Here is a 25,454-nt window from a genome sequence, read left to right on the forward strand (position 1 = left end):
GAATTGTAAGGCAAACGCTTCGTTAATACGGGGCGGGTAGCCTTCGCCGCAGATTATTGCCGGAGCCCGAACCCATGCGCCTTGCCATGCTGATCGCCGCCGCCTGTCTTGGCCTTGCCGCCAGCGCCCATGCCGATGGCAAGGAGGGCAGGACGCTTTCCGTCAGACCCATTGCGCCGCTGGAGGCCACCGGAACGGTGACCGAGGCGGCCTACACGCCCGCCCCGGCCAGTCATGAACCGAATATCTATCGTTTTGGCGCGACATATTCCGTGGTCGACACCGCCTCGGCGCTCGCCTGCGAAACGGCCTGTGACGAGGACGCCAGCTGCAAGGCCTGGTCTTATGTGGATACTTACGGCGCCTCCCGGGCACGCTGCGAACTGAAGCGCGGCCAGGGCCGGAAGGAAGAAAATCCGCTCGCCACCTCCGGCGTCGCCAACCGCCTCAAGACGGCAATTCTTGGGGATGTGCCCGAACCGGCACCCGCCCCGCAGATTGAACCGGGCCAGCTCAGCGGCGGGCTTACGCCAGCGCCCGCTCCTTCGTTGCCGTAAAGCGGATGCCCGGATTTTTCTCCTGGGCATAGCCAACATCCCAGGCATTCTTCGCGAGGTATACCGGCGCGCCGTCAAGGTCTGTTCCGGTGGCTGACTTGTTCCGCTCAAGGAACTCTTCGAGCTTCTTCGGATCGTCTGATGCCATCCAGCGGGCAACGTTATAGGGCGCCTGCTCGAACATGACTTCGAGATTATACTCCGCCGTCATCCGCTCGATCATCACCTCAAACTGCAGCTGTCCGACGGCGCCGACGATCATGTCGGAGCCGATGGCGGGCAGGAACAGCTGCGTGACACCCTCTTCGGCGAGGCTTTCCAGCGCCTTGCGCAGGTGTTTGGCCTTCATCGGGTCTTTCACGCGGGCGCGGCGGAGGAGTTCCGGGGCGAAGTTTGGGATGCCGCCGAACTGGATGTCGCCATTCTCAGAGAGCGAGTCCCCCACACGCAGCTGGCCATGGTTGGGCACGCCGATCACATCGCCGGCATAGGCGGTCTCGGCGATCTCGCGGTCCTGCGCCATGAACATCAGGGGATTGTGGATGTTGAGCTGCTTGCCGCTGGTGGTCTTCAGGCGCATGCCGCGCCGGAACTCACCCGAGCAGAGACGCAGGAACGCCACACGGTCCCGGTGGTTGGGGTCCATGTTCGCCTGGATCTTGAAGACAAATCCGCTGACGGAAGGCTCGTCCGGCGAGATCATGACTTCAGCGCCCTTCTTCACGGCCTTCTGAGACCGGGGGCCGGGGGCATAGGCATGCAGCGTGCGGAGCAGTTCCGCCACGCCGAAATAGCGCAGCGCCGAGCCGAACACCACCGGCGTCATATTCCCGGCGCGGAAGGCTTCCGGGTCAAACTCCGGCAGCAGGCTGCGGGCCATTTCAATCCCCTCCACCATTTCGGCGAAGACGTAGGGGTCGAGACCCGCCTTGAGGCTGACCTCATCGCCGGGGATTTCCGTGGCCGGACCGATGCGCGCTGGCTCGCCGGGGCGGCGCTCAAACTGGAGGAACTGGTTGCGGGCAAGGTCCAGCATGCCGGCAAAGCGCTGGCCGCTGGCGGCGGGCCAGTAGAGCGGCGCGGTGTCGAGTTGCAGCTTGTCCTGCACTTCATCCAGCAGCGCGATGGGCTCAAGCGCTTCGCGGTCCATCTTGTTGATGAAGGTGACAATCGGAATGTCCCGCATCCGGCAGACTTCAAACAGTTTCAGCGTCTGCGGCTCGATACCCTTGGCGGCGTCGAGCACCATGACGGCGCAGTCAGCGGCGGTCAGCGTGCGGTAGGTGTCTTCGGAGAAGTCTTCGTGGCCCGGCGTGTCGAGCAGGTTGAACATGAAGCCGTCAAATTCGAACGTCATCACCGAGGCGGAAACCGAGATGCCCCGGTCGCGCTCGATCTTCATCCAGTCAGACTTTGTGCGCCGGGCCTCGCCGCGCGCAGCCACTTCCCCTGCCGCCCGGATGGCACCGCCCGCCAGGAGGATATTCTCCGTCAGCGTGGTCTTGCCCGCGTCAGGGTGGGAGATAATGGCAAAGGTGCGCCGCCGGGCGGCTTCGGTAACGTGCGACATGGGGATGGGCCGGTCTTAGATGATCTGGCCGAGGGCCTAACCGATTTAGGCCATGGATAGAAGGGGTTGCCTGCCTTGGCGGGCCGCTCCCGCCTAAGCCGCCCGCGTCCAGAACGCGCCCGTATCGGTGCCCCGGCCTTCGGCGAGGCGCGTACGCACAGCGTCGAGGATGGCTTCCGGCAGGATCGTCAGGCGCGCTTCGGCCACGCGGCCGTCATGCACGGGGAACAGCGCCGCATTGGCGCCGGTCTTGGCGATGATCAGGGCGGCGAGGTCATCGACCATCGCCCGGTCGGGCACCTGGCCCCGGTCATGCAGCGCCTGCAGGCGGCCGCGCACCAGGTCCATCGCCTCGCGGGGCCGCATCCCGTGCACATCGCCGCCAAACACGGCTTTCCGCACGAGCAGCCGCATTTCGGGCGCCTCGATCTCGGTCACGATGTCATTCAGAAGGAACAGCATTGCCGCCCAAGCCCCCGATTATCCCAGCAGGCCACAACCTGCGGGGATAGGGTAAACAGGCGGTTTATGTGGCTGCCGTCAGCGGTTCAGTTTCAGTCCGAGGGCTTCCATCAGGACACCGGTGCGCGCATTTGCGCCACACGCGCCTTCATGGGCGGCAATCGCGGTGACCAACTCAGCCTCTGCCGCGTCCCATTCGGGCTGGCGGTCGGTCCAGGCAAGCTCGGCGGCGCGGATCTCGCCCCGGAAGAAATCGATCTCGGCCTGACGCTCCGGCGTATTGCCCTTGGTGTCGATTTCCTTGCGGACGAGGCTGCGCTCCTTTTCGGCGTCCTCAAACCGGGTCTGCACCGCCATCCGCTCATTGTTGGCCGCCTTCACGGCAAGACCGGCCTTGTTCACATCGGCGACATAGGATTCGCAGGCAAAGGCGGCGGGGGTAAGCGTCAGCGCGGCCAGCGCGCAGGCAATGATCAGTTTCATGGAATCTCCTCCTATCAGTGAAGGGAGGATGCCTCGCGCATTGCAAGATGGCCAGATTACAGTCGCATCAGTCTTGCGGCGGAAAAGGGGCGCGGCCCCAGCGTCTCACTCGGCCGGGCAAGCGGCCTGGGCTGCTTTCAGACGGTCATGGGCAGCTTTGGCGGCATCGTAGCGGGCCTGATAAATCGGGAATTCGGGTTCCCCGTTTTCCATCTCTTCCAGGAATTCAGCCTCCTCGATCCGGCCAGCATCATAGTCGTACTCGATCCATGTGAGGATCTCAGCCAGTTCGTTTAGGAGAATGTGTTGCCGGGCTTCCTCTCTGGCGGCGAGGCGCATGGCTTCATCAAGTTCAGGTCCGCAGGCGGGCATGTTTTCAGCCAAAGCGATGCCACTCAGGCAGACCGCGACGAGACATGTTCCCGGAAATCTCAGCATAAGGCACTCCTGCAAGCCGGTGGTTCCCCCGATGGGAACGCTACCCACTCGCGTGCCGCAGTCATTCCCCTGATCCGGGGGGCTCGCCTTCAACGTCTTCGGTCAGGAAATGGCGGCCCTGCCGATCCTCGATCTCGATGACCCACAGGTCGCTGTCGCGTGCCTTCGCGCGGCGGACATAGTCGTCCACGGCAGCTTCGTCCGGGCCGATCCCCTGGACCAGAAGATTGAGGAAGACCCGTTCGCCCTCCATGTTCATGGACGGAATATAGGCTGCGGCCGTGCCATCGAGACGGGCAACCTTCACCAGCACATCGCCGCGATCTTCATCGCCGTGCTGGGTGACGAACGCGCTGGCGCCGGCAAGATTTGCCCGGCGGATCAGCGCGTCCGTCCATAGTCTGGCTGGCAGGCGTTCCATCATCGGTCCGAATGTCCCGCCTCACGCCTGCCCGTCACGCTTCAGGCGCCGCCAAAGGCGCACTGCATGCCGACGGACATCATCGCGCCTTCTATCTTTGCCTTCTCCGAAGCCGGGAGCTTATCAAGAACCTCACCCCCCTTTTCTTCACCCTTGGCCATTGCCTTGCCAACAGTGTTGAAGGTTTTGGCGTCGAGAGTTTTCTCCAAGCCATCAGCAATACACGTACACATTGCGTTGTCTGCGGCCGACTCCGTACAGGCTTTCACTATCGAGGCCTTGGCTGCCCCAGTACCGCCGCATGCGGTCAGCGCAAGCGCCAGTGCGCCCGCCACAATTGCCATTCTCATTTTGAGATATCCCCTTGGCTGATAGTAATAGGCAAGCGTGCCACGCTTCGGGAGGCTAAGCCACCGCTTTTTGAGGCCGGAATGATGGCGGCCGGGCTGCGCCTCAAAGACCGAACGCAAAAGCCAACCGGTCCCTGAGGATCGTGCGGTTCTGGGTCGTCAGGCCCTTGTCGCGCGCCGCTGCCGCCATTCTCGCAAGGCGTCCACGGGCTTCGGGAGAGCGGACGATGTCAAGACAGGCCTGCGCCAGATCGTCTTCCCCCTGCACGCAGATGAAGTGCTCATCCTCGGTCAAACCGAGGCCTTCGGCGCCGACCGGCGTGGTGATGACCGGAACACTGTGCTCCAGCGCATCGATGATCTTTGTCTTGATGCCCGTGCCTTGAAGGATGGGCGCCACCAGCACGGCGTCGCCTGCCAGAAACTCTGAAAGGTCGGGCACGAAACCGGCCACCTCGACCTTCTGATAGGCCGCATCGGCCAGCGGCTTGCCGGCTGCCTGGAAGCAGTAATCCGCATCCGAACTGCTTGTATTCCGGCTCACTTGCACAGCGGCGCGATCGAGCAGGTCAAGCGCTTCGGCGTTGGGCGCGTAACCGGCATTGCCGATGAAGACAAAACGCACGCTCCGGCTGAAATCCTGCAGCGGCACCGGCAGTTCGGCGATCAGCGGCGGGAAGGCAACAACACTGGCCCTTCCAGGGCAGTCTGCCCGCATCTCGTCCGCTTCCAGCGCCGACACCATCAGGATCGCGTCAAATACATCCGCCGCGCGGCGTTCGGAGCGTTCCATCAACTGCTTTTCCACGCGCAGCAGCAGCTTCTTGAGCCTCGGCACGAGGAAGCGGATGGCGCCCGGAAGCCGCGATTCAAATGTGCCGCCCAGATCGCCCACAGTCTCATTGGCCAGCATCCGCTGATACCGTTTCGACAACCGGTCATCCATGTCGAGGACAAGGCGAACGTCGGGGTAGCGGCGATGAATGGCGAGGGCGAGATGGGAGAGGCGCGCCATGTCGAACACGATGACATCGGGACGAATGCGTTCGACTGTGTCCATCACGGCCGTGGTCGCCTTCCTGTTCAGGAACAGATGGCTCTGCAGCGGCAGCAGCGGGCGCGTGATCAGGCTGAGGGCCAGCCCCATTATCCCCGACATTTCCAGCATTGCGGAGGACCGGATGTAATCCGGGGCGGGCGTCTTGGGCGCTTCTCCGAAGGAGAGGAGGTGAACCTCGCCAAGCGCAGACGCAAATTCAAGCGTCTGCGCAATCATGCGCTGACGGCCCATCTCGACCGGCCACGGCCAGCGCGTGGCTATATACAATACCTTCACAGACATCCCCAATCTCCCGGGCGCGTCCCTACACCCGGTAAAATCCCAGCCATCCGGGCGCCTGCAAGCTTCATGCTAGAAGCCCCGCTGACACCGGATTTACCCTACATTCCGCACATAATCGCGGCGAAATGGTGGTCACTCCGCCGCTTCGTCCAGTGGTCGGAGATCGGCCTCGCTGGCACGGGGCAGGATGACCTCTGCCCTGGTTCCCCGTCCCGGTTTCGAACTCAGGCGCAGCTCGCCGCCGTGCAACTCTGCAAACCGGCGTACGACCGACAGGCCAAGCCCGGTTCCAGCCTTGGCACCGGTCGCCTGGACGAAGGGCTGGGTGAGACGGGCAAGATCGTCAGCGGGAATACCCGCGCCCCTGTCCTGAACGCTGAGGATTGCGGCGCCCCCCTCGATCCGCGTTTCCAGTGTCACCGTCTTGCCGTTACCCGAATATTTGATCGCGTTGGAAACGAGGTTCTGCCAGATCTGCCGCACGGCGCGCGCGTCCGCCTCTGCCCAGGCCTCGCCTTGCGACTTCAGCTTCAGCGTCACCCCGGCCCGGTCTGCGTGGCCCTTCAGCTGGCGCATGACAGATTCGGCAGACGCCGCCAGATCCACCGGTTCGGGATCAAGACGCGGCTGGCCAGCCTCGGCGCGGGCAAGGTCGAGTATATCATCGACCAGCAGCAGAAGGTCCGTACCACTCTCATGGATGATCGCCGGATAGTCCGCATACACTTCGGGCATCGGCCCCATGAGTTCGGCCTGCATGATCTCGGCATAGCCCAGGATGGCGTGCAGCGGCGTGCGCAAATCATGGCCGAGAGAGGCGAAGAAGGCCGTGCGCCGTTTCAGTTCTTCCTCAAACGCCACGCGGGCGTCCTCAGCGGGATCAGCCAATCCGGCCGGCGGCGCGAAAAGGAGCAGGGTGGCACCGCCAGAACTCGTCTCGGCAGCAATCAGCACGCGCTGGCCAGATACCAGAGTGGCCTCCCCGGTCACCCGCGCGCCAGGCTGGGTAACGTCGCCGGGTAATCCGCCGGGTTCGAAAAGCGATGTCAGCGCCGCGCCCGGTCTCAGGGCATGCAGCCCGAATGTATCCCCGGCCACCCCGCGCAGGCGCCCTTCCGGCGTCACATCCAGCAGCGCTGCGCCGCGTCCCGGCACCCGTGGAACCTGCGGCCGCGCGGCGGCCGCGCCGTTGGAGTTTTCCGGGACTGAAACGGCCGCTGGTTGGAGTTTCTGTTGGAGTTTTTCGGCCATGCCGGAATGCACCAGCATCCACACCATCAGGGCCGAAACGACGAGCCCTGAGAAGGCAAATGGCACCGCCACAGCCCCGGCCCAGGCGGCAGGCTGAGGCACCCAGCCCAGCTGCCCCCCCACCAGCGCCAGGAAAAGGGCAAGGGTCGCAAACACCCCTGCTTCGGCCGCCATGCGCCGTGCGCCAGCCAAAAGCCCCGCCAGCGGCGCCGCCAGCAGCAGTATGGTTAAGGGTGAGGCCCCGCCACCGGTCAGAATCAAGCCGGCAAGCGCCACCAACGTCCAGGAAATCACGACCAGTCCGCGCCAGGACGAATCACCTGCCGGAACGAGGCTTCCGGCGATTCCCGGCACACTCGCGGTAACCATAATCGCAAGCACCGCCCACAGGGGCGCGCCCGCGATCAGGCCCGCAAGCCCGCTGCCGCCGCACAATGCGAGCCAGGCAACGTGGACAAACTGTAATCGCTTCTGCGACATAAGGGGGTCCAAGCGTTAACACCCCAGAGAGATTTATTAGGCATTTTCTGCCAGAACGATCACCTGCTGTATTTGTAATGTTGCAAACAGACAAGGCGAGGTTCCCCCGTCAGGGAAGTTAAGGCATCACTATCGCGTGTCGCGTGAGGGAGAGAGAAACATGGCTGCAGTGCGGATTTTCGCAGCGGTTCTGGCAGTAGCTGGGCTTGCCGGCGTATCGATAGCTCAAAACAAGGACCCGGTCTCTGAAAAGGCCGCCGTCTATATGACTTACCAGTCCGACGCAGACAAAGTCGGCGGGAAACCTTTCAAATCTTCGGGCGACATTGATGCCGCCCTCGAAACACTCGGCTCCTACAATGCCGACCAGCTGACGCGGGGCTGGATTTCCTATTCCGCCCTTGTCGCCTCGCAGGATCCCGATTTCCGCGCCAATGTGCGCGACATCGAGGCATTTTACGGCCGTGACCGCGTGGTCAACAGCTTCGCCAGCGGCGGTGGCTATGCGCGCTCGCTCAAAGGCGGCGATGATGCGGTCGGCTCTGCCATCGCTGTGACGGATGAAGACCTGGCACGGCTCTATTCGACGGCCGCCATCGTCAAGGAGCAGGGATATTCCCTTCAGGGTTATGGCTGGGCGAAATCGCGCATCCGGGATGGCGGCCGGCGCGCCGAAAACGTCAAACTACTTCAGGGCAGCGGCAAATCCGCTGACAATCTGATCCTGGCGGCTCTTGTGGCGCCCAGCGCCACGCCGCTTTCCGACACCAACGCTGCCGGCGTGACCACAGCGGTTGCAACCGCCTCTGATGTGGCAACCGCCGTGCGCCTGCCCACCTTCCTCACCGGCAATTTCACGGGCGGGAAGAAGAAGGTGAAGTATGGCAAGGAGCCGGTGGCAAACCAGATTGCTTCGGTCGCCGCGCTGCGCATCCTGGGCGCCGACTCGGTTGAGGAAGCCAGGCTCAGCCGCGTGATGCTGGAGCCCAGCGTCCAGAGCTGCATGAAAATGCAGAACCTTCAGCTGCAGGGCTGTGTCGCCGGCGTGGGCCAGGAGTTTGAAGTTCCCCACTGCATCAGCCAGCACGCCCTCGCTGAAATCGCTGACTGCCTCGGCGCCGTTTACAAATAGGCGCTGCCAAAGATTTCCGATGAACCCCGGCGCAGTGGCCTGCGCCGGGGTTTATTTTTTGCCCCGCTTGCCCCAGATGACGGCGATGAGCATTCAAGACGCCGCCGCCGACATTCGCGAAGAATTCTCCTGGCTGGAGGATTGGGAGGCCCGCTACGCCCACATCATCGATCTGGGAAAGCAGAATCCGCCGCTGGAAGCGGGTGAGCGTACCGAGGAAAACAAGGTACGCGGCTGCGCCTCGCAAGTCTGGATGGTCACCCGTATCGACAATGACCAGATCAATGTGCGGGCGGAGTCCGATGCGATGATTGTTTCCGGTCTCATCGCCCTGCTGATCCGTCTCTACTCCGGATCGGACCTGAAAGAAGCCGCGGCGTTCGACGCCGAAAGCTTTCTCGACGAGATCGGCGTCAAAGGCGCGTTGACGGCCCAGCGGTCCAACGGGCTCGCCTCAATGCTGGCGCGCATCCGGCGGGATGCCGGGGCCGCTCTGGCAGGCTGAGCACCTTCAACGCGGCGCCTTGATCGCCAGATCATACGCCTCGATCAACGCCATCAGCGCAGCGAGGGCGGCCTTGTAAGCCCCGGGTTCCTCCAGCCCGGCCTCACGCGCAAAGGCTTTCGCCGTATCCGAACGGACCAGAAGGCTTTCAAGCTGACGGAACCTATCCAATCCAATCACGGCCTCCAGCGCAGCCAGACGTGACAGCGCCGCCTCCGGCCCCATACTTGGCGGCCTGCGTTCACCGAGCTTGGACGGGCGCGTGGACGCCTGATGCATATCGACAAGGAAACGCTGGCTGGCCGCCCTGAGCCTTGCCAGCTCGCCGGGCTTGCTGATGAGGTCAGCGGTGATCGTATCGAACAGGGAAACCGGCTTCTGCCCACGCCTTCCTTCCAGCAGCCTGACTGGCGGAGGAATGGCCGCGCCCGAAGGGGCAAGCGGCTGGATGGCAAGCCAACGCCGGGGCTTTTGCGGGTCCGCGTGCACCGCGCCTTCGGCCTTTAGCCGCCCCGCAATCAGCGGGGAAATGCACCCCGCAGCCGACATCCTTGCATCCTGGCAACGATAGGCCCGCCACTGGCCGCCGCTTTCCACCAGCATGCCACCTGCCGCCAGCACGCGGCGCACCTGCGTTTCGCTCAAGGCGCGCAACCTCGCCCGGCTCATACCGCCACCTCCGCAGCCCCCAGCAGGACAACCGACTGAATGCCGCTGGAAAGCTGTTCGATCCAGATGTCGAAATCCGCGTCCTCCCGATAATCCTCGATGATCCGGCAGGCATGGGAAATGGTCGAGCGGTCCCGGCCGAAGGCACGGGCGACGCGGGCAAGGCTCATTCCGCAGGCCGTATGGGTCAGATACATCGCAATATGCCGGGCGCGCGCATGGACCGGATTTCCACGCTCCTCCGACAGCACAGCCTCGGCCTTCAGGCCAAGGGCGTAAGCCACCAGCGCGCCCGCCAGATAGGCCCTGTCTTCATCTCTTTGGGGATTGAACTCCGCCATTCACCACTCCTCTTCGGTTATGAGGAGATCATAGCCGAGATCGAGAGGTGTAGGATAACTTTCCTATTCCAGCAAGCAAGTGCCCGGAAAATGCTGGGGATCAGGCGGCAAAGCGTGACCTGGAATGTTGGATAAGCCCGTCATCCTTGGGGAGCGTCCGCAGCAGCCTGCGGCTCGGCAGCAGCTCATCATGGCACAGAACCTGGCTCAGCTGGCCATCATCGCCCACCAGTGGCAGACGCAGCCAGGCATGGATCCGGCCCTCGATCTCGATAATGCCGCCGACCGGCTCGCCCCGCTCCAGCGCAGCGGAAAGCCCAAGCGCATAACACTCGCCATGGGCGCCGGCGATTTCCGTCAGGCGCATACCCCGCACCTCAACCCCGAAAATCTCCCGCAGCCTCGACCCGGCGATCCGGAACCGGCATTCACCGGCCTCATCCACTTCGACGATCGAAATGCAGGCCAGCGCGCTGCGCAGGGCGCCGGGATCGATGTTGTCTCTTGCGACCCGCCCCTTGCCATCACGGCGCGACTGCCAGTGCTGGATCAGCACTTCCTGAGCATCTGTGATACCGGCAAAAACATTCTGTTGACGCATGACTGCCGCCCCCGCGGTGATTCGATAAGAATCACCTATCGCGCGAGTAGACTCTGGGATCAAGAGTCGATGAAGGAATTTGTTAACACAGATTAGCGAAATATTTCGTTTCGATTTCGCAATGACCTGTATTTTCTTGCGCTATGCTTAGCGTTCTTGGCGGCCGAGGCCCATTTTCTTGGCCAGTTTTGACCGCTGCGCAGAATAACCTGGGGCGACCATGGGATAGTCTGCCGGCAGGCCCCACTTCTCGCGATACTCATCCGGCGACATGTCATATTTTGACCGCAGGTGCCGTTTCAGCGATTTGAACTTCAGCCCGTCTTCGAGGCAGATCAGATAGTCGTGCTGTATGGATTTCTTCACGGAAACAGCCGGTTTCAGCCGCTCCGGTTCGCGTATGGGATCGCCAAGTTCCACGAGGGAGCGGTGAACATTGCGAATCAAGTCCGGAAGTTCTGTCGTCTGCACCGCATTATTCCGGACATAAGCAGCCACAATTTCTGTAGCATATACAACGAAATCGTTCGATCTGACCGACACGTTCTCTTCTTCCGGCATACCCTGCACCCCGTCCATTACTTGGGAAGCGTATGTCACCTCTGACAAAGGTCAAATACAGAAATTCCGAGACTGTCTGACAGGCCGCCAGGCGGGCGGCCTCCATTGAGGTTTTATTGCATCCGTGAGCGCGTGTCCCGGGCAGGAAAAACGGGCCAGCCGGGGTTTCCGGCTGGCCGTTTCGTCAGCTCGACAGGAAGGACATCAACAGCACAGCCGCCAGGATAACGGCGGTCCAGATCGATGCGCCGCCGGACAAACCACCCCGCGCGATCTCTCCTCGCGGACTGAAGGCAGATTCCAGCCGCTTGTAGGCCCTCTCCGACAGCCGCGAGAACATGGCGGACATCGCCGGCCCCATCTTGCCCCAGACCGTGCCCGACCATTGCACGAAGCCGTAGCCGGCCTTGCGGTAGAACCAGTCGGTATCGAGGATCGTGCCGGGCTTCTCTGCCGGATAGAGCGCGAAGCGCTTGAGCAGAATGAAGGCAAAGGTAGCCAGTACCAGAAGCTGCATCTGGGTGAGGATGTGCTCCAGCGTGAAGGGCTGATAGCTGGAAGCCTCAACCGGATATGGCAGCAGGCTGTAGAGCCACTGATAGCCAAAGCCCGGAATGATCGCGGGGAGGCCGACGGCGATACACAGGAAAGCGGCCATACCCATTGCCAGAAGCATGTTGAATGGCGCTTCCTTCACCCGCTTGCCACTGTCGTGGCCGAAGAAGGCAAAGTACGGGATCTTGATGCCCGAATGCTCAAGCACACCTGCCGAGGCAAAGAGCAGCATCAGCCAGACGACAACCATGCCGGCATCCGACACGCCTTCATACGCCACCGCGCTCATTGTCAGCGACTTGGCGACGAAGCCGGAGAAGAGCGGGAAGGCCGAGATCGACAGGCCGCCGATGATGCAGAACAGCGTCGTCCAGGGCATGGAGCGGTAAAGCCCGCCCAGTTCCGACGCCTTGGTCGTACCGGTACGGTAAAGCACCGCGCCCATGCTCATGAACAGCAGGGCCTTGTAGATGATGTGCGCAAAAGCATGCGCGCTGGCGCCATTCAGGGCGAGCGCGTTGCCCACCCCGGCTGTGCCGACCCCGATGGCGCAGATCATGAAGCCGACCTGGTTGTTCAGCGAATAGGCCAGAACCCGGCGCAGATCGTTCTCGATCACGGCGAAGAAGACCGGGAAGACGGTCATGATGGCGCCGATCCAGATCAGCGCATCGAAGCCTGGGAACAGGCGCGCAAAACCATAAACCGCAAGCTTCGTGGTGAAGGCAGACAGCACCACCGCCCCGACCACGGAGGCCTTGGGATAGGAATCCTGCAGCCAGTTATGCATGAAGGGGAAGGCCGCCTTGATGCCGAGCGCGATGAATATGTAGATCGCGCCGGGATCGCTGAAGCTCTGGAAGGCCTCGAGCGAGAGCGTGCCATTGTAGCGCCAGACATAGGACAGGCCATCGAGCAGGATCACGCCCGACAGGATCTGGATCACCAGATAACGCATCGAGGCAAAGTAGGCCGCCCGCGTGCCCGCCTGCAGCACCAGGAACACCGAGGTAATGGCGGTGATTTCCCAGAAGATGAACAGCGTCATCAGGTCGCCCGCAAAGCTCGCCGAAACCGCCGCGCCGGCATAGGCCAGCGCCATGCCATCCTGGCGGGGATTGTTCGTGTGCAGCGCATAGATGGCATTGAGCAAAGACGCGATCAGGAAGGCGAGGCCGAAGATGAAGTTCAGGCTGTCGACGCGGTAAAAGCTGAAGGTGATGTCGAGCGCTTCGGCGGTCAGCAGGTCCACCTCATGTGGCGCCATCACGAGCAGCGCGATCGCGACGATGGGCGTGCCGACGGTAAGCACCTGGCGAACCTGGCGGTATGGGATGAAAAGGGCAGCGATGCCCACAAGGATCATCAGCCAGCCGGGATTGAGGGCAGCAAGCCAAGCCGGCATCATTCTTCTCCCTCAAAGGCTTTGGGTTCGCCCGCATTCAGGCGGTCAGCAATCGCCGGATCGATATCGGCAGGCGGACCGCTGAGATCGCCATAATAGTTTTCGTCACGGCGCAGCAGCTTGCCGAGCGGCCAGCCCATGAGCACGACGAACGAGAACGCCGCAAAGCCCCACAGCGCGTAAAAACCGACAGCATTTGCGATGCCGATCTTTTCATGCCGGGGCACCACAAGATCGAGCAGAACCAGCAGGATCGACAGGCCAGCCATGCCCCAGAAGATGATCCCGCCAATGCCCTTCTTCTCGGTCCAGCCGAAGAGCACCCGCGACATCGGATGAATGCCGTCTTCCGAAGTCCGGCTCATGGCATTCACCTTTTCAGCCGCCGTTTTCACGAAGCGGCCGGACGTATCCCGGACGGGAGGGGTCGTGTCGTTGCTCATGGCAGCGCGGCCTCCTGAACTGTGGTTGTGGCCGCATCCAGCGCGGGCGCAAGGAAATCTCCCATCGGATCAACCAGCAGGAAGAGGATGAGGCAAAGGAAGGCGGTGAACAGCGGCGCCGCCACCGTCAGCGCGGGCGCCCCGCCCGGCCGCTTGAATTCCTTCACCGGAGCTTCCGGTGGCGGCGGCATCAGCGCCAGGATCGGGATCGGCAGCAGATAGGCAATGTTCAGCACCGAAGACGCAATCAGGATGAACGGCACCCAGTCTGCCCCACGGTCGACCGCGCCCTGCATCAGCTCATACTTCGGCCAGTCCCCAGCAAAGGGCGGCACCCCGATGATCGAGAGGGAGGCCATGAAGAAGGCGATGAAGATCAGCGGCATCTTCCGGCCAAGGCCGCGCATGTCGGAGATATTGGTGAGACCCGTGGCCACATAGATAGCCCCGGCGCACATGAAGAGCGTGATCTTGGCAACGGCGTGGGCCGCGATCTGCAGCGAGCCGCCCATGAAGCCGGCCTTGTCCGCCAGCATGGCACCGAGCGTGACATAGGCCAGCTGCGCCACCGTTGAATAGGCAAGACGCGCCTTGAGATTGTCCTTGGTCAACGCAATCAGCGACGCGACCACAATGGTGATACAGGCCACATCCATCAGGAATTCGCGGGATGGGGTCGCGTTCAGCAGGTCAGCGCCGAAGATATACATCGACACCTTCAGCACCGTGAACACCCCTGCCTTCACGACCGCCACGGCGTGCAGCAGCGCAGAGACCGGCGTTGGCGCCACCATCGCGTTCGGGAGCCAGAAATGGAACGGCATGAGCGCCGCCTTGCCGATACCGAACACGAACAGCAGCAGCAGCGCGCTGGCAACGACCGGCGAAATCTGGACATTCGCCAGAAGGCCGCCCTCGACAAAGTCGAGCCGCTGACCGGCCACGAACCAGGTCCACATGATGGCTGTCAGGAAGAAGCCGATGGAGGTGCCAAGCAGGGTCAGCAGGTAGATGCGCGCGCCGCGCTGGGCGGCTGCGTCTCCCTTGTGCGCGACCAGCGGATAGGTCGACAGCGTCAGCACTTCATAGAAGATGAAAAGCGTGAACAGGTTGGCCGCCGACGCAACGCCCATGGCGCCGCAGATGGCGATGGCGAAGCAGATGTAGAAGCGCGTCTGGTTCCGCTCGCGGTTCCCGCGCATGTAGCCGATGGAATAGAACGAGTTCACGATCCACAGGCCGCTGGCCACGATCGCAAACAATGCGCCGAGCGGCTCCAGCTTGAACGCAATCTCCAGCCCCGGCGCGGCCTGGCCGACGAACAGTTCCGGGCGCGCGCCAGACGACACCAGCGCCGCCAGCTGGATCACCACCGCAAACAGGGCAATCGATCCGACAATCGTGACACCTTCCCGGATGTTCGGGAACTTGCCCATGGCGGCAATGCCCGCCGCGATCATCAGCGGCAGGAGAATGACGGCGGCAATGAGGGTTTCCGGGGTCATCGGAACGCCTCCAGACCAAGGGCAGCCACGGCCCCGTCACGGGCAAGGCCCAGCGGGAAATCGGCGGCAATGCCGAAATAAAGATTGGCGAGCGCCAGTATCCAGAGCGGCACAAGGATAAGCAGCGGCGCCTCCTTATGGGTTTTGCGCGGGTTGATGGGCGGCTGGAAGAATGCCGCCTGCAGAATGCGGCCGACATAGAAGACAGCCAGGAAGCTGGAGAACACGACGAGCAGCACCGCCCACCACCAGCCTTCGGCAAACAGCGCGTAGCCGAGCTGCAGCTTGGAGATGAAGCCTGCCGTGAGCGGCACGCCGATCAGCGAAAGACCGGCAATTGCGAAGGCCGTCATCGTCCATGGCGCCGTGCGGCCAAGGCCGGCAAAGTCACGTATCGTCGTGCCCTGATGGGTCATCACGATCCCGGCAATGGCCATGAACAGCGCGCCCTTCATCAGGGCGTGGTTGAAGAGGTGAAGCAGGCCCGCCGCCACGCCCGGCGCGGTGGCCAGTGACACGCCCAGCAGCATGTAGCCAACCTGCGCTACAGAGGAATAGGCCAGGACGCGGCGCACATCGGTCTGGAACACCGCCTGGAAGCTGCAGATGACCATCGCTGCAATTCCCAGCGGCGCCAGGATCCAGGAGAAGCTTGCCAACTCAAAGCTGTATTCCGGGCGGAACACCGTGAACAGGAAGCGCACCAGCGCGTAGAGCGCCACCTTGGTTGCCGTTGCCGAGAGGAAAACGGTGACGAAGCTCGGGCTGTAGGAATAGGCGTTGGGCAGCCATTGGTGGAGCGGCCACATCGCGGCCTTCAGGCCGAGGCCGACGATGATGAACGCGAAGCCGACCTGAACCGACCGGCTGGTGGTGAGCGCCGGAAGGCGGTCTGCAATATCGGCCATGTTCAGCGTACCGGTGGCCGCATAGAGGAAGCCGATACCGATGATGTAGAAGCTGGCGCCCAGCGTACCCATGATCAGATAGTTGAAGGCCGCCGGCAGCGCCCGCCGATCGCGCTGCGCACCCATGGCAACCATCACATAGGTGGCCAGCGAACTGATCTCCAGGAAGACGAAAAGGTTGAACGCATCCCCTGTCGAGGCGACGCCCAGGAGGCCCGCCATGCAGAGCAGGAAGGCCGCGTAGAACATGCCGAGCTTGTTGCGGTTCTTGAGCTCGGAGGCAATCGTGGGCCAGGAAAATACCGATGCCAGAAAGCCGATACCGGTCACCAGCAGCAGGATCATCGCATTCAGCGCATCGGTCCGGAACTCGATGCCGATGGGCGGCGGCCAGCGGCCGATTTCATAGGACAGGACCCCTGTCGGCGAGGATTGCACCAGCCCCAGCGTGACGATGGCCAGATAGAAGGATACCGCCGCCGTCAGGACGGAAATGAGCCAGGCCGCACGCCCGTTGGGCAGGATCGCCACGAGCGGCGCAATCAGCATCGGCACTGCAACGATCAGTATCGGCGCGTGCGCAAGCGCCCAGGCGGGCGCGGAGGTCAGCACGGATTCCAGCGTCATGCCGAAGCCTCTTTGATGTCTTTGTCTGCTTCGAGTTCCTGGGCGAACGCAGTTTGCATGTCGATCTCGCGAACCTCATCGGCTTCGATGGTGCCATAGGCTTCGCGAATGCGGACGATCAGGGCGAGGCCAAGCGAGAGCGTGGCCACGCCAACGACGATCGCCGTCAGCATCAGGACGTGCGGCAGCGGATTGGAATAAAGGTGATGCAGGTCGGCGAAGCGTTCACCGGTTGCCGCCAGCAGCGAGTCTGGACCGTTCACCCCGTCATGCACCGGGTCGGAATGATACGGCGTATCTTCCGGCAGAAGGATCGGCGCTGTGCCGCCACTGACTTTGGCAAGCGACACATAGAAAAGACAGATTGTCGTCTGGAAGATCGACAGCCCGACGAGGCGCTTGATGAGGTTTTCAGCAGAGAAGGCAATGTAGAGGCCGATCATCATAAGACAGATGATTGCCCAGTACCCTGCGCGTTCGAGAACAAATTCGACCATGGCTTACCAGTCCTCGTCACGGATTTCAGCCACGCGGCCAGCCAGCGCGTAGAAGATGGTGATCATCGCACCTGTGACCGCAAACAGCACGCCCAGCTCAACGATGATGATACCGGCATGCTGGCCGTCATGACCACCCGGCGGCTCGCCGAACAGCGCCTGGTATTCCAGGAACAGGCCGCCCTGCATCATCGACCAGAAACCGACGCCGACATAGATCAGCACACCGACTGCAGCGAGCGTACGCGCAAATACTGGCGGCACGGCGCGCATTGTAGTGGCGAGGCCGAATGTGAGCGAATGAAGGATGATGGCAACGGCCAGCACCACACCAGCCTGGAAGGCACCGCCCGGCCCTACTTCACCATGGAACTGGACGTAAAACCCGTAAATCACGATCAGCGGGATGAAGCATTTTCCGATAACGCGCAAAATCACGTGATGATCACTCTTCATGATGCATCGCCCTCTTTGCCCTTGCGCTTTTTGTTCCGCAGCGTTTCGGCGAGCGACCGTTCGCCAAAGCCCAGCAGCATGGCAACGGCCAGACCGGCAACAAAGACCACGACTGTCTCGCCCATCGTGTCGAAACCACGATAGCTTGCCAGAACCGAGGTCACGACGTTCGGAACGCCGGTATCGAACCAGTTCACATGCACATAGGTCATGCCCGGTCCGGTATTGGCGGGAGAGTTGGGATCGCCGAGGCCCGGCAGGTCAACTGTTGCATAAATCAGCATGGCAGCGGTGGCGCCGCAAACCAGGAACGGGCCGAGTTTCGACAGGGGCTTTTCGGGCTTGGCGGTGCGCGCGGTCAACAGCATCGCCCCCAGAAGCACCGCCGTGGACATGCCGGCCCCGACCGCCGCTTCGGTATAGCCCACATCCACCGCGTCAACGGAAATATACCAGGCAGCAGAAACGAGCGAATAGACGCCCGACAGCATGACGATGGCAAACAGGCTGCGCAGCCTTGCAATGGCGAGCGCCACGATAAACAGGATAGCCAGAAGCGTGATGTTGATCAGCAGCGGGCCGGCATCTGCCGTAAACAGGTCCCTCATGCTTCGTCCTCCGGATTAGCGGCGCCGACAGGACCAATCCGCGGCTGCAGGCCGGCAACATGCGCGGCGTTCACAAGCGCATGCGAGGCCGTGGGGCTGGTGAGGAACAGGAATATGAAGATGCACAGCAGCTTCACCAGCACCAGCCAGTTGGGCGCCATCAGGGCCATGCCGATCAGGATCAGCGCGGCGCCGGATGTGTCGGTCACGCTGGCCGCGTGCAGGCGGGTATAGAAGTCAGGAAAGCGCAGCACGCCGATAGCGCTGACAATGCAAAGAAGCCCGCCGGCAAGGCAAGCCACCCCGCCGAGCGGGTGGCGCAGGAACTCCCAGAAATTTCCAATATTTGCGAAGAAGTCGCCCATGTCATTCACCGCCTTTGGCAGGATCAACCCGCCGCGCAAGAGGCACCTGGAAGGAGCGGTAGCGGAAGAACTTCAGGATCGCGATCGTGGTGACGAAGTTGATCAGCGTGTAGATCATGGCGATGTCCAGGAAGTCGGGACGGCCCATCACATAGCCAAGCAGCCCTATGACGAGCACGGTCTTGGTGCCGAACGCATTGACCGCCAGAATGCGGTCATAGAGCGTCGGCCCCATCAGCGCCCGCACGAGCAGCAACACCATTCCGATCAGAATGGCGATCAGAGCAGCAGCTGTCATGCGCGGGTCTCCTTGGGGTCACAGGCAGCAGCGCAACGCTTGTCCATTTCAATGAACCCCTCCGGCTCCGTGCCAGACTCGTAGAGCCCGTGAACCAGCAGCTTGTCTCCCTCGATTTCCACAGTCACCGTGCCCGGTGTCATCGTGATCGAATTGGCGAACGTCACTCTGGCGAGGTCGGTCTTGCAGGTGGTTTTGATCTTCGCGAGGGTCGGCGTGATGTCCAGATCAGCGCGCAGGCACGCCCGGATCACGACCCAATTCGACTTGACGACTTCGACCGCCAGCCAGGGATAATACTTCATCAGCTGAGGCAGCCGCACATAGGGCGCGCCTTCGCGATCGATGATATCCAGCCGGTAGGCAAGTATCATCGTCAGCAGCACCGAGGCGCCGCCAAATCCGAGCATCAGCGGCTTGTAATGGCCCGAATTACCGAGCCAGAAAGCCACCAAGGCCGCCAGTAGTCCCAAGAAATACGCCACAGCGCCCCTCAGCTCCGACCGATCCCAATTTGGTGAACGACCCACCTAAAGGGCGCGGGCCCGCTTGAAAAGCCCGTTCGCCCCGAAAAAGACACTAACGCCCGAAGACGAGGCGAGCAGTGCGTTGGGCGGTCGAGAACTCAGCCTCTTCATTGGCGGGCTCTCCCAGGGATTGGGCGTGGCGTAGCGCCGCAGGCGAGTAAGCGGAGGACAAAGCCCAGTTCCAGTAGCGCAGCGTTGTCTGCGCCTTGAGGACCGAAAGCACCTCATATGTTTCCGCAACCAGCTGGAATTGCGGATGGGGCACACCGGGATCGATTTCCAGCGGCCGGCGGAGCGCCGTCCAGAGCATGCCGAGATATTCCCGCTTGAGACCCGTCGCCTTGCAGAGCACTGCCAGAGCTTCCCCGCCCGGATCAGAGAGTATCTTGGCGGCCGTTACCGGTTTGATGCCCGAGAGATAGCCGATCTCCTGAGCAATCTTTGCTTCCATGCCAGAACTGGCCGCAGCGTGAACAGCGTCTTCAAGGCTGTCATAGGGGCTGCGCTCGATCGCCGCCCGGTTACGTTGCCGCCGCTCGATCAGCTGCAGCGCCTTGCGCGCGACAGGATCCTGCCACCCCTCCACAGCCGCCATTTCGAACACATCCGAGCAGAGAGAGATCATCTCCTGACGGTCAGCCGCATGGCGTGTCAGTATTTTCCGGCGCGTGGCCGCATCAGCCCACCAGAACATCGCCATCGCGTGGGAAGGGCGCAACTCGATCCGGTCGACCAGGAGCGGACAATAGCTGGGCTCATCCCGCGAGGCCGCGATGAGCCTGTCCATGGTTGTCTCGGCGAAGGCCGCTGTCCGGTTGGCCAGCAGCTCCCGCATGACGTGCGGCTCGCCAACGTCTGAAATGGCAGCGGTGACGGCAACCGAGAGGTTCCGCCGCCGGGCCACCGTCAGCCGGTGCTCAGGGGTCGTCTGCCGGACGATCTCTGCAAGGTCGCAGTCATCGAACGCTTCACTTTCCTCCAGCAATGGCCGGGCTACGGTAAAATTCGACTGGGCAAGATACCGGAGGAGGCGCCGGGGCGCTTCGCGGCTCGCCGCCAGGCGGGTGGAACACATAACGCGCTCACGCTCTCCGGCATGAAACAGCATATCGAGCAGAATATCGCCCGCCATCTGCCGGTCCTGAGGCGGGATACGGGATGCCGGCATCGAGACAACATCCAGTATCCGGCGGAGAAGCGCTTCCTGAGCAGCCCCTACCGGCAGATGTGTTCTGGACTCTGTCGCGTCAGCCATGCGCAAACCTAAGGCGTTGCCGGGCAGGTTTGCATCAATTTATTAATGAGAAATGGAATCTGGTTTACGCATGCCGCCAGTATTGGGCAGGCGTCAGCACCCGGCTTGTGCGCGAGCGTCCCGGATGGACCACCAGCAGCAACAGGCTGAGGGCAAGCAGGATCACAGCCACCAGAAAATGGGTTCCCCCATCCATTGCCCCATCCGGAAGCACGATTTCCCGCCCCAGCCAGGGAGAGAGATGCAGGGCTACGCCTGATCCGAAAATAAGGACGGCGATTATTGCCCCGAACCGGCGGCTGAAGGGCAAGACGATGAGGATGGCGGCCACAAGCTCAAGCAATCCAGCCACAAACCTGCCTGCCGGCTCGAACAGGGTAATTCCTGATTTCTCCGCCAGCGCAGCGAAAACCACGTGCTGACCAGGGGGGTCGAAGAATTTCACATCCCCCACACCCGGCGCCGGCCAGGGATGCAGCGTCATATGCAGGAACATCACCGCCAGAGCGAGGGCGATCCCCCAGCTGACCGCGTACCGGAACGTCCGCATCGGAAGAGACCTCACCCACATGGTTTACAAGCCATAAAAAACCTATCGGCACAGTCCTGCCTTTGCAACCATGCCCGGCTGCTGCTAGCGATCGCGTTCCATTATCGGCAGGTTTGTATGAGTATGCGCCGCGTGGGGACCAATCAGTGACAGAAGAAGCCGGAAAAGACGCCGAAGAAACGCGCGCTCAGGAAGACAGCCCGGCCGCAGTCGATGCGACCGTGAATGTGACGTCACCCGTCAGCGGCGTCAGCGAAGCGATCACGGCAGGCGCGTCCTTTCTGGTGACCGCCACCAACTGGCGGGCCAGGAAACTCCGCCGCGGCGTGAAGATCGAGCTGCCTGCCTATCTCGGGGTCCAGTGCAGCTGGTTCATGGCGTTCGGGCTCCAGCTGGTTCTCTTTCCATACCTGATCACCGGACGAAACCACCTGCATCTGGACGGCCTCGCGCTCGGGCTTGCCAATATGGCCTTGTCGGCGCCTTCCGTTGTGTTCCTTCTGATCGGCGGCGTTGTGGCCGAGCGCGCAGATGGCCGCCGGCTGCTGATCCTGCTTCATCTCCTGGCTTCCGTGCCATCTCTCTTCCTGGCCGTTGCTGTTTCACGCGGAGAGCTGACCTATCCGGCGATGATCTTCTACGCACTGGCGATTGGCACCATTGGCGCCTTCATGATGCCTGCGCGCGACGCCATCGTGAATGAAGTGGTCGAGCGGCGGATGCGGGTCGGCTCAAGCGTCACCCTGCAGCTGGGGGTGACGCTCGCCACCATGGCGCAATTCCTCGCCCAGATCGGAGGGCTCATCCTCGCGGGCTATGCCGACAAGGCGACCCGTATGCCCCTCTGGCTTGGGGGTTTCTCGGTCGGGCCGATTTCGGCCAGCACCCTGTTGATTGTTCAGGGCGTTGCGCTGGCCTGCGGGGCCGGCTTTGCCCTCTTCATGGCGCGCGGGCGCCAGGTGCGCACCGGCCGGAAGGGCATCGGCGCTGCCGTTGGCGACATCCTCGACGGGGTGAAAGCCGTGCGCAGTGATGGCAAGCTCTCGGCCATGACGATGCTGATGTTTGGGGTCGGCGTGTTCGTGATCGGGTCTTTCCTGGTCGTCCTGCCGATCATCAACCGGGACGTCTATCACTTCGGCTCCTCCGGCATTCGGGACATGTTCGTCACCTTCTGGATGGGCGCCTTTGCCTCGTCGGTAGTGCTGGCGATCTTCCGGCGCATCAAGCGCCAGGGCCGCCTGCTGCTGATTGCCCAATTCATAGCGTCTGCGGCCATGATCCCCATGCTCTGGGTGGTGCCGCACTGGGCCTTCCTGATGATCGTGTTCATCTGGGGCAATGCGGCGGGCATCTCCATCGCCATGAGCCGGTCGATCGTTCAGGACGCCGCGCCGAAGGAAAAGCTCGCTCGGGTGCTGTCTATCTACCAGCTTGGCTTCATGGCCGGCGCCCCCTTCGGCGCCGCCCTCATGGGGCTGCTGGTGGATATCTTCGGGCCGCAGAAGATCGCCATTGTTCCGGCCGGCGGCATGATCCTGCTGATCCTGTGGATGGTGTTCTTCACGCCCGTCTGGAACATGAAGGGCTCTGCCTGGGTCGCGCATAATGAAGGTGGCAAGTAGCAGGCAGGCAGGATGACAAGGCGCTGAAACTCGCCTAGCGATGGGCCCATGAGCCACACGCCCCGCGCCACCGTCCTGACCGGCAATATCGCCGACAATTGGAGGACGCTCGATGCTCTGCATCCGGGCGCCACGACGGCGGCTGTGGTCAAGGCAGATGCCTATGGCCTTGGCATCGCGCGGGTTGCCCGCGCCCTGCGGATCGCCGGTTGCCAGACGTTTTTCGTCGCCTATCCCGAAGAAGGCGCCGCTGTCCGAAAGGCTGCCGGCAAGGCCGCCCGCATCTTCGTACTGAACGGCCCCATGCCGGGCCGGGAACTGGCCCTTTACCGGGACGCCAATCTCACAGCCGTCCTCTCCAGCGAGGCCCATGTCCTCCTCTGGACGAACATGATGCAGGGCTCCTGCGCCTTGCAGTTCAACACCGGGATGAACCGCCTCGGCCTCCCCACCGATCTTGGCGAGAAGGAACTCGCCAGCCTGCGCCGGTTGCAGCCTGTGCTGGTGATGAGCCATCTTGCCTGCGCCGACGAGCCAGACCACCCGATGAACGCGCAGCAGCGCAAGGCCTTCAATGAGGTGGCCGACGCCTTTCCGGATACGCCTGCCAGCCTTGCCAACTCCAATGGCTGCTATCTCGGCAAGAAGTTCGCCTACGATCTGACCCGCCCCGGCCTCGCCCTCTATGGCGGCACGCAGCCTCCGGCAGGCACCCATCTGAAGACCGCCGTGATCCTGGAGGCCAGCATTCTCTCAGTCTTCACCGGGCGCGCCGGCGAGCATGTCGGATATGGCGCCACGCATACGCTGGCTGAAGACCGGCTTCTGGCAACCTGCAGCCTCGGCTATGCCGATGGCATTCCCCGCTCCGGGGGCGGCCGGATGACTGCCTGGTTGGGCGACCTTCCCTGCCCAGTGCTCGGACGTATTTCGATGGATCTGATCACGATCGACATCACCGGCTGCACCAAGCAACCCAAAATCGGCGAACGGGTTGAATTTCTGGGTGAGAACGCCAAACTCGAGGCGCAGGCATCTGCCTGTGGCACGCTTGGTTACGAACTGCTGACAGGGCTTGGCCCCAGAGTGCAACGTGTTTACCGCTGAGGCCTGACCATGCAGAATCCCTTTCAACTGATTGGCCGGGCTGTGCTTGGGCTGTTTGCCGAGGTTGGCCGCCTCGCGGTGTTTGCTGCGCAGGTCAAAGGCGCCGCCTTCACCCCCCGCTGGTATGGCGGGCAGATCCTCAGCCAGATGGTCAAGATCGGCTTCTATTCGCTACCCGTGGTGGGTATGTCGGCCGTGTTCATTGGCGCGGCCCTTGCCCTCAATATCTATGAAGGCGGCAGCCGCTATGGCGCCGAACAGTTTGTGCCCAGCATCGTGGTGCTGGGTATCACCCGCGAACTTGGCGTCGTGATCACAGGCCTGATGCTGGCCGGCCGCGTGACTGCCGGTATCGCCGCCGAAATCGGCGCCATGCGCGTTACCGAACAGATCGACGCGCTGGAAACCCTGTCCGCCTCACGCTTCCGCTATCTGTATGCGCCGCGCTTCATCGCAGCGCTGGTCACCCTGCCGATGCTGGTGGCGCTGGCCGATGTCGTCGGCGTGATGGGCGGCTGGCTCGTCAGCGTCTATGGCCTCGGCTTTGATTCCACCGTCTATCTGCGCAACACGATCGACTTCGTCACGATGAACGACATTATCGCGGGCCTCATCAAGGCGGTCGTGTTTGGCGGCGTAATCGCGATAATGGGCTGCTATCAGGGCGACCGCAGCCAGGCGGGCGCCACCGGCGTGGGCCGCGCGGCAACCCTTTCGATGGTTGGCGCGGCAGTACTGATCCTTGCGTTCAACTATGTCATGTCCACCCTCTTTGTGGAGATCGGCCTGTGACAGTTTCCCTGCTCAAGCTTGAAGGCGTCGAGAAATCCTTCGGTCCGAAGAAGGTGCTGCGCGGCGTCGACATTGATGTGGCGCCCGGTCAGAGCCTTGTCATCATCGGCGGCTCGGGCTCGGGCAAATCCGTGATGCTGAAAAACGCGCTGGGTCTGATGACGCCGGACGCCGGACGCATCCTGTTCGACGGGCAGGACGTGACAAACGCCAAAGGCAAGACACGCGAAGCCATGCGGGCGCGCATCGGCATGCTGTTCCAGGCAGGCGCTCTCTTTGACTCGCTCACCGTCTGGGAAAATGTTGCCTTCCGCCTGATCAACTCCGAAGGCATGCGCCGCAAGGACGCAAAAGAACGCGCCATCGAAACGCTGAAGAAAGTGCGCCTCGGCGCCGATGTCGGCGGGCTCTATCCGGCGGAGATTTCCGGCGGCATGCAGAAGCGCGTCTCGCTCGCCCGCTCGATCATCTCCGAGCCGGACCTCATCTTCTTCGACGAGCCGACCACCGGCCTTGATCCGATCACGGCAGACGCCATCAACGACCTGATCCTCGAAATGGTCCGCGGCCTCGGCGCCGCCGCCGTCACGATCACCCATGACATGGCCAGCGCGAAGAAAATCGCCGACGAAATCGCCATGCTGCTCGACGGCAAGATCATCTGGCGCGGTCCGGCGAAGGATGTCTACGCAAGCGGCAACGAATACGTGGATCAGTTCGTCAACGGACGAGCCGAAGGGCCGATACAGCCGGCGATTTAGGGGGCAC

At 62.4% G+C, this 25,454-nt stretch carries 31 protein-coding genes; 7 read left to right on the top strand and 24 right to left on the bottom strand.

The features are described from left to right. Nucleotides 1-74 precede the first annotated feature (74 nt). Nucleotides 75-557, top strand: coding sequence for a PAN/Apple domain-containing protein (locus C0456_RS09045; protein ID WP_291050768.1), 483 nt, complete (start codon nt 75-77; stop codon nt 555-557). Here the strand turns inward: C0456_RS09045 and C0456_RS09050 are convergent. The 8 genes from C0456_RS09050 to C0456_RS09085 form a co-directional block, all read right to left on the bottom strand. Beyond that, the gene (locus tag C0456_RS09050) at nt 526-2,127 is read right to left on the bottom strand and encodes a peptide chain release factor 3 (RefSeq protein ID WP_291050770.1); all 1,602 of its coding nucleotides are present in this window, start codon (nt 2,125-2,127) and stop codon (nt 526-528) included. The genes C0456_RS09045 and C0456_RS09050 overlap by 32 nt on opposite strands. Before the next feature lie 93 nt (nt 2,128-2,220). Continuing rightward, on the bottom strand, nt 2,221-2,589 hold the full coding sequence (locus C0456_RS09055; protein ID WP_291050773.1) for a hypothetical protein: 369 nt from the start codon (nt 2,587-2,589) through the stop codon (nt 2,221-2,223). A gap of 78 nt (nt 2,590-2,667) precedes the next feature. Then, nucleotides 2,668-3,072: a hypothetical protein gene (locus C0456_RS09060; protein ID WP_291050776.1), complete on the bottom strand. Its 405-nt coding sequence runs from the start codon at nt 3,070-3,072 to the stop codon at nt 2,668-2,670. Nucleotides 3,073-3,177: 105 nt separating this feature from the next. After that, a complete protein-coding gene (locus tag C0456_RS09065; protein ID WP_291050778.1) occupies nt 3,178-3,510 on the bottom strand; it encodes a hypothetical protein in 333 nt (110 codons plus the stop codon). Between the two features lie 61 nt (nt 3,511-3,571). Next, a complete protein-coding gene (locus C0456_RS09070) occupies nt 3,572-3,931 on the bottom strand; it encodes a DUF1491 family protein (RefSeq protein WP_291050781.1) in 360 nt (119 codons plus the stop codon). 41 nt (nt 3,932-3,972) lie between these two features. Next, nucleotides 3,973-4,275 carry a hypothetical protein gene (locus C0456_RS09075; RefSeq protein ID WP_291050783.1) on the bottom strand — a complete coding sequence of 101 codons (303 nt, stop codon included), beginning with the start codon at nt 4,273-4,275 and terminating at the stop codon, nt 3,973-3,975. A gap of 109 nt (nt 4,276-4,384) precedes the next feature. Further along, complete coding sequence (locus C0456_RS09080) at nt 4,385-5,623, bottom strand: glycosyltransferase (protein WP_291050786.1); 1,239 nt, start codon at nt 5,621-5,623, stop codon at nt 4,385-4,387. A gap of 132 nt (nt 5,624-5,755) precedes the next feature. Beyond that, nucleotides 5,756-7,366, bottom strand: coding sequence for a HAMP domain-containing sensor histidine kinase (locus C0456_RS09085; protein ID WP_291050788.1), 1,611 nt, complete (start codon nt 7,364-7,366; stop codon nt 5,756-5,758). Between the two features lie 148 nt (nt 7,367-7,514). On the opposite strand from C0456_RS09085, the gene C0456_RS09090 reads away from it, so the two are divergent. Then, nucleotides 7,515-8,486 (top strand): hypothetical protein, encoded by a 972-nt coding sequence (locus C0456_RS09090; RefSeq protein ID WP_291050792.1) that lies wholly within the window; start codon nt 7,515-7,517, stop codon nt 8,484-8,486. An 85-nt stretch (nt 8,487-8,571) separates the two neighbouring features. Continuing rightward, nucleotides 8,572-8,991 carry a SufE family protein gene (locus C0456_RS09095; protein ID WP_291050795.1) on the top strand — a complete coding sequence of 140 codons (420 nt, stop codon included), beginning with the start codon at nt 8,572-8,574 and terminating at the stop codon, nt 8,989-8,991. Between the two features lie 6 nt (nt 8,992-8,997). On the opposite strand, the gene C0456_RS09100 is transcribed toward C0456_RS09095, so the two are convergent. The 16 genes from C0456_RS09100 to C0456_RS09175 all read right to left on the bottom strand — a co-directional run bounded on the left by C0456_RS09100 (nt 8,998) and on the right by C0456_RS09175 (nt 21,162). Then, nucleotides 8,998-9,660, bottom strand: a complete 663-nt coding sequence (locus C0456_RS09100; RefSeq protein WP_291050797.1) for a hypothetical protein — start codon at nt 9,658-9,660, stop codon at nt 8,998-9,000. Further along, nucleotides 9,657-10,001, bottom strand: coding sequence for a helix-turn-helix domain-containing protein (locus tag C0456_RS09105; protein WP_291050799.1), 345 nt, complete (start codon nt 9,999-10,001; stop codon nt 9,657-9,659). The genes C0456_RS09100 and C0456_RS09105 overlap by 4 nt, the downstream gene beginning before the upstream one ends. A gap of 100 nt (nt 10,002-10,101) precedes the next feature. Continuing rightward, nucleotides 10,102-10,602 carry a PAS domain-containing protein gene (locus C0456_RS09110; RefSeq protein WP_291050802.1) on the bottom strand — a complete coding sequence of 167 codons (501 nt, stop codon included), beginning with the start codon at nt 10,600-10,602 and terminating at the stop codon, nt 10,102-10,104. A 147-nt stretch (nt 10,603-10,749) separates the two neighbouring features. Beyond that, entirely contained in the window at nt 10,750-11,163 is a 414-nt protein-coding gene (locus C0456_RS09115; protein WP_291050804.1) for a MucR family transcriptional regulator, read from the bottom strand. A 184-nt stretch (nt 11,164-11,347) separates the two neighbouring features. Further along, nucleotides 11,348-13,123: a Na(+)/H(+) antiporter subunit D gene (locus tag C0456_RS09120; RefSeq protein ID WP_291050806.1), complete on the bottom strand. Its 1,776-nt coding sequence runs from the start codon at nt 13,121-13,123 to the stop codon at nt 11,348-11,350. Next, a complete protein-coding gene (locus C0456_RS09125; protein ID WP_291050808.1) occupies nt 13,123-13,566 on the bottom strand; it encodes a hypothetical protein in 444 nt (147 codons plus the stop codon). The genes C0456_RS09120 and C0456_RS09125 overlap by 1 nt, the downstream gene beginning before the upstream one ends. Then, nucleotides 13,563-15,071: a monovalent cation/H+ antiporter subunit D family protein gene (locus C0456_RS09130; RefSeq protein ID WP_291050810.1), complete on the bottom strand. Its 1,509-nt coding sequence runs from the start codon at nt 15,069-15,071 to the stop codon at nt 13,563-13,565. The genes C0456_RS09125 and C0456_RS09130 overlap by 4 nt, the downstream gene beginning before the upstream one ends. Beyond that, entirely contained in the window at nt 15,068-16,606 is a 1,539-nt protein-coding gene (locus C0456_RS09135; protein ID WP_291050812.1) for a monovalent cation/H+ antiporter subunit D family protein, read from the bottom strand. The genes C0456_RS09130 and C0456_RS09135 overlap by 4 nt, the downstream gene beginning before the upstream one ends. Further along, a complete protein-coding gene (locus C0456_RS09140; RefSeq protein WP_291050813.1) occupies nt 16,603-17,103 on the bottom strand; it encodes a cation:proton antiporter subunit C in 501 nt (166 codons plus the stop codon). Before C0456_RS09140 ends, C0456_RS09135 begins: the two co-directional genes overlap by 4 nt. Before the next feature lie 3 nt (nt 17,104-17,106). After that, nucleotides 17,107-17,559, bottom strand: coding sequence for a Na(+)/H(+) antiporter subunit B (locus C0456_RS09145; RefSeq protein WP_291050815.1), 453 nt, complete (start codon nt 17,557-17,559; stop codon nt 17,107-17,109). After that, nucleotides 17,556-18,167, bottom strand: a complete 612-nt coding sequence (locus C0456_RS09150) for a DUF4040 domain-containing protein (protein ID WP_291050818.1) — start codon at nt 18,165-18,167, stop codon at nt 17,556-17,558. The genes C0456_RS09145 and C0456_RS09150 overlap by 4 nt, the downstream gene beginning before the upstream one ends. After that, on the bottom strand, nt 18,164-18,532 hold the full coding sequence (mnhG, locus tag C0456_RS09155; RefSeq protein WP_291050821.1) for a monovalent cation/H(+) antiporter subunit G: 369 nt from the start codon (nt 18,530-18,532) through the stop codon (nt 18,164-18,166). Before mnhG ends, C0456_RS09150 begins: the two co-directional genes overlap by 4 nt. Before the next feature lies 1 nt (nt 18,533). Continuing rightward, nucleotides 18,534-18,830, bottom strand: coding sequence for a monovalent cation/H+ antiporter complex subunit F (locus tag C0456_RS09160; protein WP_035593356.1), 297 nt, complete (start codon nt 18,828-18,830; stop codon nt 18,534-18,536). Further along, the gene (locus C0456_RS09165; RefSeq protein WP_291050823.1) at nt 18,827-19,282 is read right to left on the bottom strand and encodes a Na+/H+ antiporter subunit E; all 456 of its coding nucleotides are present in this window, start codon (nt 19,280-19,282) and stop codon (nt 18,827-18,829) included. The genes C0456_RS09160 and C0456_RS09165 overlap by 4 nt, the downstream gene beginning before the upstream one ends. A gap of 127 nt (nt 19,283-19,409) precedes the next feature. Then, entirely contained in the window at nt 19,410-20,612 is a 1,203-nt protein-coding gene (locus C0456_RS09170) for a DUF2336 domain-containing protein (protein ID WP_291050826.1), read from the bottom strand. 64 nt (nt 20,613-20,676) lie between these two features. Further along, on the bottom strand, nt 20,677-21,162 hold the full coding sequence (locus C0456_RS09175) for a hypothetical protein (protein WP_291050827.1): 486 nt from the start codon (nt 21,160-21,162) through the stop codon (nt 20,677-20,679). A 146-nt stretch (nt 21,163-21,308) separates the two neighbouring features. Here C0456_RS09175 and C0456_RS09180 point away from each other — a divergent pair, with 146 nt between their 5' ends. Genes C0456_RS09180 through C0456_RS09195 form a run of 4 tightly spaced genes read left to right on the top strand, consistent with a single transcriptional unit; the run spans nt 21,309 to nt 25,447 of the window. Next, a complete protein-coding gene (locus tag C0456_RS09180) occupies nt 21,309-22,787 on the top strand; it encodes an MFS transporter (protein WP_291050829.1) in 1,479 nt (492 codons plus the stop codon). 48 nt (nt 22,788-22,835) lie between these two features. Continuing rightward, nucleotides 22,836-23,894 carry an alanine racemase gene (gene alr / locus C0456_RS09185; RefSeq protein WP_291050832.1) on the top strand — a complete coding sequence of 353 codons (1,059 nt, stop codon included), beginning with the start codon at nt 22,836-22,838 and terminating at the stop codon, nt 23,892-23,894. A gap of 9 nt (nt 23,895-23,903) precedes the next feature. Next, the gene (locus C0456_RS09190) at nt 23,904-24,686 is read left to right on the top strand and encodes an ABC transporter permease (protein WP_291050835.1); all 783 of its coding nucleotides are present in this window, start codon (nt 23,904-23,906) and stop codon (nt 24,684-24,686) included. Continuing rightward, nucleotides 24,683-25,447: an ABC transporter ATP-binding protein gene (locus C0456_RS09195; protein WP_291050838.1), complete on the top strand. Its 765-nt coding sequence runs from the start codon at nt 24,683-24,685 to the stop codon at nt 25,445-25,447. Before C0456_RS09190 ends, C0456_RS09195 begins: the two co-directional genes overlap by 4 nt. Nucleotides 25,448-25,454 lie beyond the last annotated feature (7 nt).

This window comes from Hyphomonas sp. (assembly GCF_013823385.1).
Classification (GTDB): Bacteria; Pseudomonadota; Alphaproteobacteria; order Caulobacterales; family Hyphomonadaceae; genus Hyphomonas.

What these genes read in the sequence shown, in the direction of transcription:
- C0456_RS09045 (WP_291050768.1), top strand. Translation starts at nt 75, where the DNA reads ATGCGCCTTGCCATGCTGATCGCCGCCGCCTGTCTTGGCCTTGCCGCC.
- C0456_RS09050 (WP_291050770.1), bottom strand. Translation starts at nt 2,127, where the DNA reads ATGTCGCACGTTACCGAAGCCGCCCGGCGGCGCACCTTTGCCATTATC.
- C0456_RS09055 (WP_291050773.1), bottom strand. Translation starts at nt 2,589, where the DNA reads ATGCTGTTCCTTCTGAATGACATCGTGACCGAGATCGAGGCGCCCGAA.
- C0456_RS09060 (WP_291050776.1), bottom strand. Translation starts at nt 3,072, where the DNA reads ATGAAACTGATCATTGCCTGCGCGCTGGCCGCGCTGACGCTTACCCCC.
- C0456_RS09065 (WP_291050778.1), bottom strand. Translation starts at nt 3,510, where the DNA reads ATGCTGAGATTTCCGGGAACATGTCTCGTCGCGGTCTGCCTGAGTGGC.
- C0456_RS09070 (WP_291050781.1), bottom strand. Translation starts at nt 3,931, where the DNA reads ATGGAACGCCTGCCAGCCAGACTATGGACGGACGCGCTGATCCGCCGG.
- C0456_RS09075 (WP_291050783.1), bottom strand. Translation starts at nt 4,275, where the DNA reads ATGGCAATTGTGGCGGGCGCACTGGCGCTTGCGCTGACCGCATGCGGC.
- C0456_RS09080 (WP_291050786.1), bottom strand. Translation starts at nt 5,623, where the DNA reads ATGTCTGTGAAGGTATTGTATATAGCCACGCGCTGGCCGTGGCCGGTC.
- C0456_RS09090 (WP_291050792.1), top strand. Translation starts at nt 7,515, where the DNA reads ATGGCTGCAGTGCGGATTTTCGCAGCGGTTCTGGCAGTAGCTGGGCTT.
- C0456_RS09095 (WP_291050795.1), top strand. Translation starts at nt 8,572, where the DNA reads ATGAGCATTCAAGACGCCGCCGCCGACATTCGCGAAGAATTCTCCTGG.
- C0456_RS09100 (WP_291050797.1), bottom strand. Translation starts at nt 9,660, where the DNA reads ATGAGCCGGGCGAGGTTGCGCGCCTTGAGCGAAACGCAGGTGCGCCGC.
- C0456_RS09105 (WP_291050799.1), bottom strand. Translation starts at nt 10,001, where the DNA reads ATGGCGGAGTTCAATCCCCAAAGAGATGAAGACAGGGCCTATCTGGCG.
- C0456_RS09110 (WP_291050802.1), bottom strand. Translation starts at nt 10,602, where the DNA reads ATGCGTCAACAGAATGTTTTTGCCGGTATCACAGATGCTCAGGAAGTG.
- C0456_RS09115 (WP_291050804.1), bottom strand. Translation starts at nt 11,163, where the DNA reads ATGCCGGAAGAAGAGAACGTGTCGGTCAGATCGAACGATTTCGTTGTA.
- C0456_RS09120 (WP_291050806.1), bottom strand. Translation starts at nt 13,123, where the DNA reads ATGCCGGCTTGGCTTGCTGCCCTCAATCCCGGCTGGCTGATGATCCTT.
- C0456_RS09125 (WP_291050808.1), bottom strand. Translation starts at nt 13,566, where the DNA reads ATGAGCAACGACACGACCCCTCCCGTCCGGGATACGTCCGGCCGCTTC.
- C0456_RS09130 (WP_291050810.1), bottom strand. Translation starts at nt 15,071, where the DNA reads ATGACCCCGGAAACCCTCATTGCCGCCGTCATTCTCCTGCCGCTGATG.
- C0456_RS09135 (WP_291050812.1), bottom strand. Translation starts at nt 16,606, where the DNA reads ATGACGCTGGAATCCGTGCTGACCTCCGCGCCCGCCTGGGCGCTTGCG.
- C0456_RS09140 (WP_291050813.1), bottom strand. Translation starts at nt 17,103, where the DNA reads ATGGTCGAATTTGTTCTCGAACGCGCAGGGTACTGGGCAATCATCTGT.
- C0456_RS09145 (WP_291050815.1), bottom strand. Translation starts at nt 17,559, where the DNA reads ATGAAGAGTGATCATCACGTGATTTTGCGCGTTATCGGAAAATGCTTC.
- C0456_RS09150 (WP_291050818.1), bottom strand. Translation starts at nt 18,167, where the DNA reads ATGAGGGACCTGTTTACGGCAGATGCCGGCCCGCTGCTGATCAACATC.
- mnhG (WP_291050821.1), bottom strand. Translation starts at nt 18,532, where the DNA reads ATGGGCGACTTCTTCGCAAATATTGGAAATTTCTGGGAGTTCCTGCGC.
- C0456_RS09160 (WP_035593356.1), bottom strand. Translation starts at nt 18,830, where the DNA reads ATGACAGCTGCTGCTCTGATCGCCATTCTGATCGGAATGGTGTTGCTG.
- C0456_RS09170 (WP_291050826.1), bottom strand. Translation starts at nt 20,612, where the DNA reads ATGGCTGACGCGACAGAGTCCAGAACACATCTGCCGGTAGGGGCTGCT.
- C0456_RS09175 (WP_291050827.1), bottom strand. Translation starts at nt 21,162, where the DNA reads ATGCGGACGTTCCGGTACGCGGTCAGCTGGGGGATCGCCCTCGCTCTG.
- alr (WP_291050832.1), top strand. Translation starts at nt 22,836, where the DNA reads ATGAGCCACACGCCCCGCGCCACCGTCCTGACCGGCAATATCGCCGAC.
- C0456_RS09190 (WP_291050835.1), top strand. Translation starts at nt 23,904, where the DNA reads ATGCAGAATCCCTTTCAACTGATTGGCCGGGCTGTGCTTGGGCTGTTT.